The sequence below is a fragment of the Peribacillus sp. GL_122 genome (assembly GCF_057835005.1).
The window spans coordinates 2,402,351-2,415,259 of record NZ_CM174415.1 but is presented as its reverse complement, the minus strand read 5'-3'; the positions used below and the strand labels follow the sequence as shown (position 1 = coordinate 2,415,259).

Annotated in this window: 14 protein-coding genes; 1 reads left to right on the top strand and 13 read right to left on the bottom strand. The window is 42.7% G+C overall.

What is annotated here, in order from left to right; genetic code table 11:
* Positions 1 to 7 precede the first annotated feature (7 nt).
* The gene (locus tag AC3ISB_RS11650; protein ID WP_480338941.1) at positions 8 to 475 is read right to left on the bottom strand and encodes a flavin reductase family protein; all 468 of its coding nucleotides are present in this window, start codon (positions 473 to 475) and stop codon (positions 8 to 10) included.
* 259 nt (positions 476 to 734) lie between these two features.
* On the opposite strand from AC3ISB_RS11650, the gene AC3ISB_RS11645 reads away from it, so the two are divergent.
* A complete protein-coding gene (locus AC3ISB_RS11645) occupies positions 735 to 1,520 on the top strand; it encodes a serine/threonine protein kinase (RefSeq protein ID WP_311609721.1) in 786 nt (261 codons plus the stop codon).
* Between the two features lie 520 nt (positions 1,521 to 2,040).
* On the opposite strand, the gene AC3ISB_RS11640 is transcribed toward AC3ISB_RS11645, so the two are convergent.
* From AC3ISB_RS11640 to AC3ISB_RS11585, 12 genes are all read right to left on the bottom strand, one after another.
* The gene (locus AC3ISB_RS11640; RefSeq protein ID WP_098371861.1) at positions 2,041 to 2,313 is read right to left on the bottom strand and encodes an HU family DNA-binding protein; all 273 of its coding nucleotides are present in this window, start codon (positions 2,311 to 2,313) and stop codon (positions 2,041 to 2,043) included.
* A 149-nt stretch (positions 2,314 to 2,462) separates the two neighbouring features.
* A complete protein-coding gene (locus AC3ISB_RS11635) occupies positions 2,463 to 3,980 on the bottom strand; it encodes a cobyric acid synthase (protein ID WP_480338940.1) in 1,518 nt (505 codons plus the stop codon).
* Between the two features lie 13 nt (positions 3,981 to 3,993).
* Positions 3,994 to 4,530: a cob(I)yrinic acid a,c-diamide adenosyltransferase gene (locus AC3ISB_RS11630; protein ID WP_141994313.1), complete on the bottom strand. Its 537-nt coding sequence runs from the start codon at positions 4,528 to 4,530 to the stop codon at positions 3,994 to 3,996.
* A gap of 14 nt (positions 4,531 to 4,544) precedes the next feature.
* On the bottom strand, positions 4,545 to 5,108 hold the full coding sequence (locus tag AC3ISB_RS11625) for a nitroreductase family protein (protein WP_141994314.1): 564 nt from the start codon (positions 5,106 to 5,108) through the stop codon (positions 4,545 to 4,547).
* A complete protein-coding gene (gene cobA, locus AC3ISB_RS11620) occupies positions 5,087 to 5,896 on the bottom strand; it encodes a uroporphyrinogen-III C-methyltransferase (RefSeq protein WP_098371857.1) in 810 nt (269 codons plus the stop codon). The genes AC3ISB_RS11625 and cobA overlap by 22 nt, the downstream gene beginning before the upstream one ends.
* Positions 5,897 to 5,931: 35 nt before the next feature.
* The gene (locus tag AC3ISB_RS11615; protein WP_098371856.1) at positions 5,932 to 7,326 is read right to left on the bottom strand and encodes a cobyrinic acid a,c-diamide synthase CobB; all 1,395 of its coding nucleotides are present in this window, start codon (positions 7,324 to 7,326) and stop codon (positions 5,932 to 5,934) included.
* A gap of 15 nt (positions 7,327 to 7,341) precedes the next feature.
* Positions 7,342 to 8,466 carry a cobalt-precorrin 5A hydrolase gene (locus AC3ISB_RS11610; RefSeq protein ID WP_489276459.1) on the bottom strand — a complete coding sequence of 375 codons (1,125 nt, stop codon included), beginning with the start codon at positions 8,464 to 8,466 and terminating at the stop codon, positions 7,342 to 7,344.
* Entirely contained in the window at positions 8,463 to 9,239 is a 777-nt protein-coding gene (cobM, locus tag AC3ISB_RS11605) for a precorrin-4 C(11)-methyltransferase (protein WP_098371854.1), read from the bottom strand. The genes AC3ISB_RS11610 and cobM overlap by 4 nt, the downstream gene beginning before the upstream one ends.
* On the bottom strand, positions 9,236 to 9,943 hold the full coding sequence (cobI, locus tag AC3ISB_RS11600) for a precorrin-2 C(20)-methyltransferase (protein WP_098371853.1): 708 nt from the start codon (positions 9,941 to 9,943) through the stop codon (positions 9,236 to 9,238). Before cobI ends, cobM begins: the two co-directional genes overlap by 4 nt.
* On the bottom strand, positions 9,936 to 11,150 hold the full coding sequence (cbiE, locus tag AC3ISB_RS11595; RefSeq protein WP_098372007.1) for a precorrin-6y C5,15-methyltransferase (decarboxylating) subunit CbiE: 1,215 nt from the start codon (positions 11,148 to 11,150) through the stop codon (positions 9,936 to 9,938). The genes cobI and cbiE overlap by 8 nt, the downstream gene beginning before the upstream one ends.
* Positions 11,134 to 12,246 carry a cobalt-precorrin-5B (C(1))-methyltransferase gene (locus tag AC3ISB_RS11590; protein ID WP_098371852.1) on the bottom strand — a complete coding sequence of 371 codons (1,113 nt, stop codon included), beginning with the start codon at positions 12,244 to 12,246 and terminating at the stop codon, positions 11,134 to 11,136. Before AC3ISB_RS11590 ends, cbiE begins: the two co-directional genes overlap by 17 nt.
* Before the next feature lie 5 nt (positions 12,247 to 12,251).
* The gene (locus AC3ISB_RS11585; RefSeq protein WP_098371851.1) at positions 12,252 to 12,899 is read right to left on the bottom strand and encodes a precorrin-8X methylmutase; all 648 of its coding nucleotides are present in this window, start codon (positions 12,897 to 12,899) and stop codon (positions 12,252 to 12,254) included.
* Positions 12,900 to 12,909 lie beyond the last annotated feature (10 nt).

The following is a 12,909-nucleotide window of genomic DNA, read 5'->3' as shown; positions in this document are numbered from 1 at the left end:
ATCCCCCTCATTTTACAAGTTGTTTAGCAGACCCCATATTCCCTTGATAAAAAGTAAGCGCTTCCAAATCTTCGAAATGTAACTCCTGGATCTCACCGATGAACAATACATGATCACCAGCCTCAAACTCTCTCCATGGTTTGCATTCCATCCAGGCAACACTTCCATTTATTTTTGGCGTAATCCCCTTGTTATCCCAGTCAATTTCAAGTGTGTCCTGTTTACTGCCCGCAAATTGCCATGCAATGGATTCTTGCTCATCCGACAAAATATTAATGGTAAAAGATTTATCTTTCAAGCTAGTGCAGGCTTTTGCTTCTTTATGAATCGAAATTAAAGCAAGCGGGGGATCCAAGGAAACCGAGGTGAATGAATTCACAGTAATGCCCTTTTGAACTTTCCCATCAAACCAGCTCACTATCGTGACTCCGGTTGGGAATTTACCAAAGCAATTTCTTAACTCACGCCCATCCATCTTTTCACCTCCTACTCTTTTATTATGAATTCATTATAGTAAACTTAATAATTTTAAAAATCATATAATTTCATAATATGAAATTTAAGGAAATTTTTTTAATAGCTCTTTTTAATTGTGAATTATCGTAAAAAAGACTTTCATTACCGCATTACCAAAAATCAGTGTTAAACTATCCATGATCATTCATAATTCCAGCTTTATGAATAATGGTCTTTTTCGACTCGAATATATGAAAGTGGTGAGGGAAGTTTCAATTTTGCGTTCCTTAAGAAAGATCTACCAATTCTTTGTGGATATTCCTTTTAAAAAAGGAGTGGTTTTGAATGACCGTTACGAGGTGAAAACTGTAATCGGTACAGGAAGCTACGGTATTGTTTACCTTTGCGATGATTTGAAAATGAATGAAAATAAAGTGATCAAGCAGCTCCGGAAAAGTAAACGCCGCAGCAAAAAAGAACTGAGACAGTTTGAAAATGAAATCTCCATATTACGAAAGTTAAACCACAAAAACATCCCCAAATTTCACGAGAAATTTTCACATGACGGAAATGTATATTTTGTGATGGATTTTATAGAAGGGGATAATTTAGAAGACCATATTTTCTTGAATCAATTAACGTTCAATGAGAAAGAGTCTCTATTTTTTCTGGATGAGCTGGCCGGTTTAGTATCTTATCTACATGACCATGACATTTGCCATCAAGATTTACGTATTCCAAATATTTTACTTAAGAACCATCAGCCCATTTTGATAGACTTTGGTTTGTCCAAAATGATCAATTCGGCCGATCTCGCAAAAGACTCCGTTTTACAGCTGAAAAGGCAGGATTTTTACGACTTGGGGGAAATACTTCTATATGTACTTTATACGACATACGCTTCCAAAAGTAAAAAGGCTCTTCCTTGGACAGAAGAGCTTTCGTTAGAAAAAGAAACCGTGCATATACTGAAAAGGTTATTAAGCATCCAAGAACCTTATTCAGATATTAAAGAAATCTCAATGGACCTGCAGGCTGCATTGAAGTCAAAGAAATTGAATTAGCTGCTGCTGCCACGCCCCTTTCTCTTGTAGCGGTCACTTCCACTCATGGGATACCTTTTATACCCTCGGCTGCTGCTGCTGCTGCCTCGGCGATAATGACCATGTCTTCGCTCACTGCTTCCTTGGGAAAGTTGTTTGATTTTTTTCATTATTTTCTTCAGCATTTATTTCACCTCTTTTATTTTGGTTTTAAAGCTTGTTATTCATTTAGCCTAACATAGTCACAGTATAAACCTTATTAATAAGTACTATAATTTTTTTTCATTTGTGTTACATTCCATTACTGCTTATTTTTTTCATGGAGTCGGCATATTTCATAGTTGATCAAATGAAAAATGGCCTATAAAAAACAACCAATTAAAGAGACGCTTAATGGCCTTTTCAAAAAAATATCTTGCCTCACCAGATGACAAACCGTTTTTTATCTTTCCATTAAAGATTAACCGGGTTAATTGAAAGTACAGTAAACAGAAAAAACCTGGCGAACATTGCATCGCCAGGTTTTTTCTTCGTTCATCATTTATTTTACAGCTTCTTTTAATTCCTTACCTGCTTTAAAAGCAGGTACTTTACTAGCTGCAATTTGTATTTCTTCGCCAGTTTGAGGGTTTCTTCCTGTACGGGCAGCACGGTCACGCACTTCAAATGTACCAAAACCAACTAATTGGATTTTTTCTTCTTTAGCAAGTGTAGCCGTGATTGTTTCAAACAATGCATCCACAACTTTTTTTGCTTCGTCTTTTGTCAGTTCAGCTTGTGCTGCAACACTGCTCACTAATTCTGTTTTATTCATATGAACACCTCATCCTTTTATTTTGTATAAAGTATGTAGAGAAGACAACATAACATATCTTGTATGCCTCTGTCACTTATTATGGCTAAATAAAAGGAATTGTAGCTCTAAATTGATCTTTTTTGAAGTTAAAAGGGCTTTGATTAACATTAATTTTCTGCAGTTTCCAGCTGCAGCCATTGATAGATGGTATCCATATCAATGTTTTCCTCCAAATGGGATGCCAAGAGATTGTACGCTTCCTCCCTACGCTCCGAGTCGCTTTGGACGTTTTCCTTCACTTCTTCCAACCCCTTGTTCCGTCGAATTTGGTTAACTAGTAATCTAGTGAACAGGCGATTATGGAATATCCCATGAAGATATGTTCCCATTACTTTGTTGTCATTGGAAATGGCTCCATCCTCTCTTCCATCCTTCAATAAAAGAAAGGGCCTTACTTGCGACTTCAATGTCGTTCTGCCCAAATGTATTTCGAAACCGTTAAGTTTCATTTGACCTTCCATTATCCCGGCAGAAAGGACACCTTCCATTTGTACCGTTTTCTTTTCTGCTTGAAATACGGTTTCCACCGGAAGAAGCGAGAGCCCATCTGCGTTCTCACCGTCACCTTCGACCGCGTCAGGATCGAAAAGTTTAGTCCCTAGCATTTGAAAACCACCGCATATGCCAAATATCATCGTTCCTTGTTTCCGCAATTCATTGATGGCCCGATCCATCCCCATACGATTCAACCACTTTAAATCTTCCATCGTGTTTTTTGTACCAGGCAAAATAAGCAGATCGGGATTACCTATCTCATGGACACTGCTTACTAGGCGGACACCTACTCCGGGTTCATCAAAAAAAGGATCCACATCTGTAAAATTGGAGATCCGTGGAAATCTCAAGACGGCTACATCGATCGGAAACTCAGCCTTTTTAGGTTTTTTAAAACGCAAGGAAGAGAGGGCAAGTGAATCTTCCGCTTCAATATTCACGTCAAGATAGGGCAGCACCCCGAGAACCGGAATCCCGGTTTCCTTTTCCACCCATTCAATGCCATCGTCCAACAATTCACGCATGCCACGAAATTTATTGATGATGATCCCCTTTACACTATCTCGTTCATCTTGATCCAATAAAGCAAGTGTGCCGATGATGGACGCAAATACTCCACCACGATCAATATCGGCCACCAAAATGACAGCCGCATCCGTGAGTTTAGCCATTCGCATATTCGCTATATCCCGGTCCTTAAGGTTAATTTCAGCCGGACTTCCTGCCCCTTCGAGTACGATGATGTCATAGTCTTCTTGAAGTTTTTCGACCGATTTACGGATGATGGGCATGGCTTCCTGGACAAATTGGGACCGATAGCTTTTTGCATTCATATCAAGAAAATGCTTTCCGTGCACGATGACTTCCGAAACCATATCCTGCTTCGGTTTCAGTAATATCGGATTCATATCGGTCGTTGCCGTGATCCGTGCTGCTTCCGCCTGTACTCCCTGAGCCCGTCCGATTTCACCGCCATCCAAGGTTACATAAGAATTCAAAGCCATGTTTTGTGATTTGAATGGGACGACACGTAATCCTTTATTGGAAAATACCCGGCAAAATGCCGTACAAATCAAACTTTTCCCTACATCAGACGACGTCCCTTGTATCATGATGGATCGTGCCTTCATTACGCTCACCCCCTTAAAACTCTAATCCTTTGACAGCGCCAATGCCCTCGTCATAATAATGCTTGGTCGCCTCAATCGATGAAACCAAATCGGCCATTTCCATTAGCTCTGGCTTGGCATCCCTGCCGGTAATGACTACATGCATATGAGCGGGACGATTTCGAATCGCATCGATGACTTCAGTCAATGGCAAGACATCTTCAATCGGGAATTTGGAAATCGCCAATGCATTGTTCAACTCATCCAAAACAAGTAAATCAATGCCGGGATCACTAAGGGCCAGTCTCGCCTTTTCCCAAGCCAACGATAATGCGTTGCGATGCTCTTCTGGAGTTTTGGTCCATGTAAAACCAATACCTAGCTGCTCCATTTCAACTCCTAATTTTTTCAAAGCCAATGCTTCCCCATATGTACGCTCTGGAGATTTTATGAACTGAAGGTATTTGACATTCATTCCTCTGCCGATTGCCCTCAAAGTCACCCCTAATGAGGCAGTCGTCTTCCCTTTCCCGTTTCCTGTATAAATAAGCATTAATCCTCTGCGTGCCACTCACTCACCTACCTTCATAGCCAAACTGTTTTTTCTATGTATGAAGTCCTTTTAGTAGCAGGAACCGGTTGATCTCCTTTAGGGTATCCGACAAAAATGGTGCCGATCACTTTTTTGTTTTCCGGTGAACCGATAAATTCGTGCAGGCGTTCATCCCTGACAAGACCCACTCCTCTAGTGCGCCAAACGAAGCCGAGACCAAGTTCTTTTGCGGCAAGCCACATCGAATGAACGGCACAACAAGAAGCAAATACATTGTCTTCGGATGAATCTGGATCATCAGGCAAAATATCGGCAGTCACGACAATGATTAGCGGTGTCGTCTTTACAACTTCCAGTGAACTTTCAATCAATTTTGGTTTGGTCGGGAAGCGTTCATGTAAATACCTTTCTGCCAATCTTTCATAACGGTGCTTCGCTTCTCCCTTAATTACATAAAAACTCCAAGGTTCACGCAATCGGTCGTTAGGGGCATAGGTAGCCGCTTCCAATAGCTGCCTGATTTTTTGGTCTTCCACTTCTTTTTCTTCGTAATTCCTTATTGCCCTGCGTTCCTTCAATTCTTGAATGATGGACATTCCGACTCATTCCCTTCAATTATGGACTTTGAATCAATCACTCTTTCAAACCATTGGATTTTTTCTCTTAATTGGACGACATCCCCTACTAGAAAGATTGATGGATTTTGAATTTCTTCTTTTATAGCCTTCAAAGAAATCGAATTCAAAGTACCGGTAATCGTCCTTTGTTTATCAGTCGTGCCCCATTCAATGACAGCCACTGGCGTATTGCCGTCCCTGCCATGCTCCATCAATTTTTCACAGATAAACGGCATATTACCTATTCCCATATAAAAGGCGATGGTATCGATTCCCTGAGCCAATGCCTGCCAATTCAGGTTATCCTGCCCCTTGTAATCACGGCCATGGCCTGTCACAATCGCATAACTTGAGGCATGATCACGGTGGGTCACCGGGATGCCCGCATAAGCCGGTGCTGCGATTCCCGCTGTGATTCCTGGGACGATATCATATTCAATCCCGTTAGCAGCCAGTATCTCTGCTTCCTCACCGCCCCGCCCAAAGACAAACGGATCTCCACCCTTCAGACGGGTAACGTTTTTCCCCTGTAAGGCTTTTTCCACTAAAAGTTCATGTATTTCATTTTGAATGAGATGATGTTTCCCTGGTGATTTCCCGCAATACACCAGTTCTGCATCTTCTTTTGCATAAGTTAATAATTCTGGATTGACAAGCCTGTCATATGCAATGACATCCGCCTTTTGGATACATTCCAGTCCATATACCGTAATCAGTTTCGGATCTCCAGGACCCGCACCGACCAGATGAACTTTTCCCGGTTTCATGCTCGCGCCTCCTCTTAATCTTCGTAAAATACCTTCTACTTGTTGATAGTTTCATGGGCAGATCTGTTTTTTTGTTTTAAGCAAGCATCGATCCAGTTCTTTGCAAGTGTTGGATTGGAAGCAAAATGAAAGTGAGTATACCCAGCAACAAGGTTACCCAATACACACCCCTCTTGTTTCGACCCGAATCTGCCTTTGGCTTCATAAGCATGTGTAAGATCATCATCCGCTTCGAATGTCGAGTAGTGGAATTCATGTCCTTTTGCCTGCTCCATTTCATTGATCAAAAAATTGCCTGGAGTTCCTGTAATTTCTCGATACCCAAGTGCTGCAAGTTTTTTCTGCATTTTAATCCTGCCCGGTATAATACCTGCCATCTGATGCGTTTCTTTGGAAGTTGTTTCAATCGATTTGCTCAAAAACATGAAACCGCCACATTCCGCTAGAGTCGGCATCCCCTTTTCAATGGAGCTTCTGATGGATTTGATAGCACCCACGTTACCGGAAAGTTCAGCTGCAAATTCCTCAGGAAAACCGCCTCCAAGGTATAAACCATCAGCATCCAATGGAACTTCATCCCCTTTTAATGGAGAAAAATACTTGATGTTCGCCCCAAATGCTTCAAGCAACTCAAGGTTTTCCTGATAATAAAAATTGAAGGCTGCATCTTTTGCGACGGCAATGCACACTTCCTTTTCATTTTGGGGTTGAAATATATTTGAGTTTCCACTGGAAACGGAGCTTGTCTTGGATAAACGGTACAACTGATCGATATCGATCGTTTCCATGACTAATTGTGCAAGCTTATCGAAAAACGGATTTAGTTCCCCGCGTTCAATAGCAGGAATTAAACCCAAATGACGGCTTGGAATATCAATATCCATTTCCCGCTTCATATAACCCAGCACCGGTACATCACACTCTTGCTCAATGGCTGATTTGACAATTTTGTAATGCCCTTCACTTCCCACTTGATTGGCAATTACACCAATGATGTCCGGACCGGTCGAAAAGTCCTGAAATCCTTTTACGATGGCAGCTGCACTCCGTGCCATGCTGGCACAGTTGACTACCAACAGGACAGGGCTTTGCGTGATGATGCTGATTTCAGCCGTCGATCCTGTATTGGATAAAGGACTTTTGCCATCGAAGAAGCCCATGACTCCTTCGATGATCGATATATCAGCTCCGGTACCTGCTTTGGTAAGAATTTCTCGGACAGTGTCATGTTCGAACATCCAACTGTCAAGATTGCGTGAAATCCGTCCTGTAACGGCTGTATGATAAGTAGGGTCAATATAGTCTGGACCACATTTAAACCCTTGCACAGTATAGCCTTTCTTCTGGAGGGCTGCCATGATTCCGATGGTCAATGTCGTTTTACCGACACCGCTTCCGGTACCCGCAATTACCAATCTTCTATCGTTCATATTACTTCTCCCTCCTTAAAAAGGAATGATCCCCACTGAAATGGTTACGTTCCCCGATTTTTTCTTAACCAGCTCCAATTGTTCAGCTTTAGTATAAATCCTCACAGCCGGTTCACTTACACCATATGCACCCGTGTATTTAAATACTGTTTCTGATGGCGCTTCGATTTTAGCTTGATTAAGCTCTTCCGGTTCAAAATGCACGAATTCCCAGCCATATTTTTCGACCACTTCAATCAAACCGATTTCGTCTTTCTTTAAGGAAATTGTACAGATCGCTTTAACGCTTTTTAGGGAAAATGATAATTCCGCTAGTGTTTCTGCAATCACCTGCTCAATTTCAGCTGCCGCTGTTCCCCTATTGCACCCGATACCGAGAGCAATGACTTTTGGACGATATACGATCCCATTTTCAAGGATCCTCTTTTCCGACTGGCTAAGAATACGGTGAGTTACGACCAGCGCTGCTTGCGGCTTTGCGTGAAGCGCTTCTTCAATGGATGGATATACGATTATCCGTTCAGGTAATGCCGTTTCATAAGTCCACCAATTCCGTTCACCTGATTCCTGTACAACGGCAACATGCTCTTCATTTACAACGGACGCACTTACTGGCGTCAATTTTTCTGCAGAATCCCAAATCCAGCCGAAGCGCTGGCCGAATAAGTCGACAGGAATCGTTTTTTGTACATCTGAAGCGGTGGTGATTATAGCTCTTGCGTCAAGGGCTGCAGCAACTTCCTTAGTCAGTTCATTCGCTCCTCCCAGATGCCCTGACAGTACACTGATAACATTTTCCCCTTTATCATCAATGACAACGACACCCGGATCCGTTTTCTTATCCTTCAAAATTGGTGCAATCATCCTGACTACTGCGCCGAGTGAAATAATTAAGATGATTCCTTTATATTCCTTGAATAAAGCTGGTAATAGCATACGGACACTGCCCGAAAAAAGCTGGATCTGTTTATGCTCTTCGTCCCCTTTTTCAAACTTGCTCATGTAATATAGATCGGAATTCGAAAAAGCGGTATGTAATTTTCGTGCCAGCTCGACACCATGCTTTGTAATCGCCACGATCGCATAAGTATGAGACCGTTTAATGGGAGCAAGTTCCGCTTCTTTCAGTTCAATGATCATGGCTTAACACCTTTTCTGAAACCGTGGGTAAAACTCGCATCATATAATTTGGAACGGTATTCATCTTTATCATGAATGGTAGGGTCTAACGCCCATCCAGCCAAAATCATCGCATGCTTGCGGATACCATTTTGACGCATATCATCATCCAAGTTCACTAACGTGGTACGAACGATTTTTTGGTCCGGCCATGTTGCCCTTTGAATGACTGCTACCGGAGTATCATCCTTCCAACCGGCTTCCTGGAGTTCTTTAACGATTTTTTTGGTCAAGGTCGCACTCAAGAAGAGGGCAATCGTACAGTGGTGACTTGCCAAATCACGTAGCTTCTCAAATTCCGGAACAGGCGTACGTCCTTCAGCCCTCGTCAATATGAGTGTCTGAGTTAAATCAGGGATGGTCAGCTCTGCTCCTATTGCCGCTGCTGAGGCGAATACCGAACTTACGCCAGGGATCACCTCATAACCAATACCCTCTTTCTTCAAAAGGACAATTTGTTCCATGATTGCACCGTACATGGCAGGATCACCTGTGTGGATTCTAGCAACCATCTTTCCTTCTTTAACACGCTCAACCATGATGCCAACAATTTCCTCCAAATGCATTCCAGCCGTTTTTAGCACCTCGGCCTCGGGTTTTGCCTTTGCAATCAATTCTTCATTCACTAATGAATCCGTATATAAAATCACATCAGCCGTTTGGAGAATGTTCAATCCTTTTACAGTAATCAAATCCGGGTCACCTGGGCCAGCACCTACAATATATATCTTCATTTTCTCACCACCATCAATGTTAAGTATTCTAGTTCAAGTCCTTCCAATTCACTCACTTTCCAAATCACTTCTTCATCGGAAGTGACTTTGGTTACGACCGAGGCCTTTTCAAGCAAGTCCAAATCTTTTAAAACGGTAATCATTAAATCGATGACCTTTGCGACTTTGATGAACACAACTGCATCATGATCTTCGATCGCCTTCTTCATCGCTTCATAGTCATCCCTTGCAGGAACTATCGCAACATGATCATCACCATCAGCCAAAGCGATGCCCAGCCTTGACGCTGACCCATTAAACGAAGAAATGCCCGGGACTGTCTTGATTTCTACTTCGGGATGCAACTCCTGCATCAATTTCATCATATGTATGAACGTACTATATAAAAGCGGATCGCCTTCCGTAACGAAAGCAACATCTTTACCTTCATTTAATTTTTGCCAAACTTTTTCAACCGTTCCGTTCCATTCCCGATCCAAAATCGCTTGATCTTTCGTCATCGGAAAAACTAGTCCCAGCATATCCTTCTCTTCAGGACGAATGTAAACTTCAACAATGCGATGGGCGTAGCTTTTACTCCCTTTTCTTTTTTTTGGATACGCAATGACCGGAGATTCCTGAATCACGCGAAATGCCTTTACTGTAATAAGCTCTGGATCGCCCGGGCCCACGCCAAGGCCATATAATGTACCAAGATTACTCATTCATGTCTTCCTTTCGTTGTGCAGTAATGATATACACCGGATTAAGCGGAACAAATCTGTTCATTCCTAATATTGGCTTACTTCTGGAGATTTGGGCATGCATGATGGAAGTGTGAAAACCAGCTTCAGCAAATGCCTCATTAGCCCGGTAAAGATTCTCAATCGTCGCAGCATTTAGAACGATCCTGCCGCCTTCTTTTAGCCGTTTGCAGCATGTACTGATTAGATCTACCATTTCGCCGCCAGTCCCTCCAATGAAGATTGCATCAGGATCCGGAAAAGTTTCCAGTCCCTGCGGAGCTTTTCCATGAATAGCAGTTATATCAGTACGGAATTTACGCTGGTTTAAATAGCAGTTATCTAAATCAGGCTCATTTTTTTCAATTGCGAAAATTTGGCCTTCGGATGCAAGCTTGGCCGCTTCAATTGCCATTGAGCCCGTACACGTCCCAACATCCCAAACGGTGCTGTTTTTCCGGAGTTTCAACGCATGCAGGCTTAATACCCGAATTTCCTTTTTGGTTATGAGGCCTTTATCCGGTTTTCGCTGCGAAAATTCTTCATCTTCTATCCCCAAGGACCAGCTTGGACCTTCTGATTTTCTTTTCAAAATGACGACATTCAACGGGGAGAATTCCCGCTCCATCATTTCTTCAAGTTCATACCAGCCAGAGTCTTCGGTTTCTCCTTGAAGATTTTCAGCCACAAATGCCCGGTATTCAGTCATTCCGAATGAAATGAGATATTTAGCAAGTTGATTTGGACTATTTTCGATGTCAGTAAGCAAAGCTACTTTCGCTTTTCCATCAATCCTTTGGGCCAGCCCTTTCATACTGCGGCCATGAACACTAACTAGGAAGGCATCTTGCCAGCTTTCACCCATTTTTGCAAAAGCAAGCTGAATTGAACTGAAATATGGGTAAACCTCTATGTTGATTTTGCTAGAAAGATAGCCTCCCATTCCATAAAACAATGGGTCACCGGAAGCTAAGACAACTGTTGGACGAGTTTCATCCTGCAGTTGTTCCACCACCTTTTTCAAACCGCCCTTTATGACAATCTTCTTGCCAGTATAGTTCGGGAAAAACGATAAGACCCGCTCACCTCCGACCAGCACTTCACTTTCTTCTATCCATTGGGCATATTGGGGCAGTAAGCTTTCCTGACCGTTATCCCCTATCCCGATTAATTTAATCGATTGACTCAATTCCAACAGCCCTTCCCAGTAATTGTCCTTTCAACGAATAAATCGCCGTTTCCATTTCAATTCCGCCCTTCACTTGCTTTATGGCAGAGTGACAGCAGGATTCACATAGTTTATTAAAAAAATCAAAATTATTTATCGCTGACATCATGTCCCCGACTTGTGACGCTGTGTTTGCATTCTTGATTTCAAGAACAAGATCATCTTCAGCTCCGACGCTTTGGGCTATTTCCGATAGAAAACCGAAGTCGACCGGCGCACTTTTTGAATGCACCATCATCACACCTTGGGCCACTTTGGAGAATTTCCCCATCATGCCGACCAGTGATACCTTTTTAATTCCCTGCCTCTTACATTGCTTAAGTGAGAAGCCCACAAAGTCACCCATTTCAATAAAGGCTTCCTCAGGTAAATCCTGGAGAAGGCCCATCGCATACTTTTCACTGCGCCCGCCAGTAGTTAAGACAAGATGCTCGCACCCACTCGCTTTGGCGACACTGATAGCCTGGACGATGCTTGCCATATAGGCTGAACTGGAAAAAGGGACGACAGTGCCCCTTGTTCCTAAAATGGAGATGCCCCCCACAATCCCTAAGCGGCCATTTAATGTTTTTTTCGCTATTTCTTCACCTGCTGGCACGGAGATGACGACTTTCACTCCTCTATTGATCTTAAATTCTTCCAATGTTTGTTTCACAGTGGTTAAAATCATTTTGCGCGGTACAGGATTAATGGCCGCTTCTCCTACAGGAACAGGAAGCCCGGGTTTGGTCACACGACCCACACCGATCCCTCCATCCAGGATAATCCCAGGTGCATCAGACCAGCTGACAGTAGAGATAATATGTGCCAGATGGGTAGCATCGGGATCATCTCCGGCATCTTTGATCGTTTCAGCACTAACCGCATTTTCCGATATATCATATTTCTCAATAGTGAAAGTGGCATCTCGCCCGATGGGCAAGGAAATCGTGGCTTCCTCAAGTGCATCCCCCGTGATCAATGCAGTCAATGCCGCTTTAGTCACGGCAGTCGAACATGCCCCTGTCGTATACCCATGACGCATTTGTGAGGGGTCTTTTTTTACTTTCTTTTCCATGATTTTTAACTATCAGCTAAAAGGGAAATCGCGTTCAATGCAGCAACAGTGACAGTACTTCCACCTTTTCGGCCAATATTCGTAATGAATGGAATTTCCGTGATCTTAGCGAGTTCCTCTTTCGATTCTGCTGCAGAAACAAACCCAACAGGCATTCCAATGATTAAGTCCGGTTTTGCAATCCCTTCTTTAATAAGGCGAATGAGCTCAAGTAAAGCTGTAGGTGCATTGCCAATGGCATAAATGCCCCCTTCATTTTCCTTTACGGCTTTTTGCATCGAAATGATCGCCCTTGTCGTATTCAAACGTTTTGCTTCGACCATCACATCCGGATCTGAAATATAGCAATGAACGTCCCCGCCGTGTTTTTGAAATCTTTTTTTGCCTGTACCACTCTCGATCATTTGCACATCCGCAATGACATGTCTACCTTTGCGAATTGCTTCCACACCAGCTTGAATGGCATTTGGATGGATGATGACACTTCTTCCCAATTCAAAATCCGCTGAAGCATGAATGACCCGGCGGACGATCTTCCATTCATCTTCAGAAAAATCATGATTGCCCATTTCTTCGGCTATGATCGAGAAGCTATAATCATATATTTTGTCTGGGTCTACCGTTAGTGGTTTAAAATCCGTTTTAAAATCCATCTTGCATTCC

Bases quoted from the DNA above. Each gene is read 5' to 3' on its own strand.
- AC3ISB_RS11635 (WP_480338940.1), bottom strand. From the start codon at position 3,980: ATGAAGGCACGATCCATCATGATACAAGGGACGTCGTCTGATGTAGGG.
- AC3ISB_RS11585 (WP_098371851.1), bottom strand. From the start codon at position 12,899: ATGGATTTTAAAACGGATTTTAAACCACTAACGGTAGACCCAGACAAA.
- cobI (WP_098371853.1), bottom strand. From the start codon at position 9,943: ATGAGTAATCTTGGTACATTATATGGCCTTGGCGTGGGCCCGGGCGAT.
- AC3ISB_RS11625 (WP_141994314.1), bottom strand. From the start codon at position 5,108: ATGTCCATCATTCAAGAATTGAAGGAACGCAGGGCAATAAGGAATTAC.
- AC3ISB_RS11650 (WP_480338941.1), bottom strand. From the start codon at position 475: ATGGATGGGCGTGAGTTAAGAAATTGCTTTGGTAAATTCCCAACCGGA.
- cobM (WP_098371854.1), bottom strand. From the start codon at position 9,239: ATGAAGATATATATTGTAGGTGCTGGCCCAGGTGACCCGGATTTGATT.
- AC3ISB_RS11610 (WP_489276459.1), bottom strand. From the start codon at position 8,466: ATGATCATTGAACTGAAAGAAGCGGAACTTGCTCCCATTAAACGGTCT.
- AC3ISB_RS11615 (WP_098371856.1), bottom strand. From the start codon at position 7,326: ATGAACGATAGAAGATTGGTAATTGCGGGTACCGGAAGCGGTGTCGGT.
- AC3ISB_RS11640 (WP_098371861.1), bottom strand. From the start codon at position 2,313: ATGAATAAAACAGAATTAGTGAGCAGTGTTGCAGCACAAGCTGAACTG.
- cobA (WP_098371857.1), bottom strand. From the start codon at position 5,896: ATGAAACCGGGAAAAGTTCATCTGGTCGGTGCGGGTCCTGGAGATCCG.
- AC3ISB_RS11590 (WP_098371852.1), bottom strand. From the start codon at position 12,246: ATGGAAAAGAAAGTAAAAAAAGACCCCTCACAAATGCGTCATGGGTAT.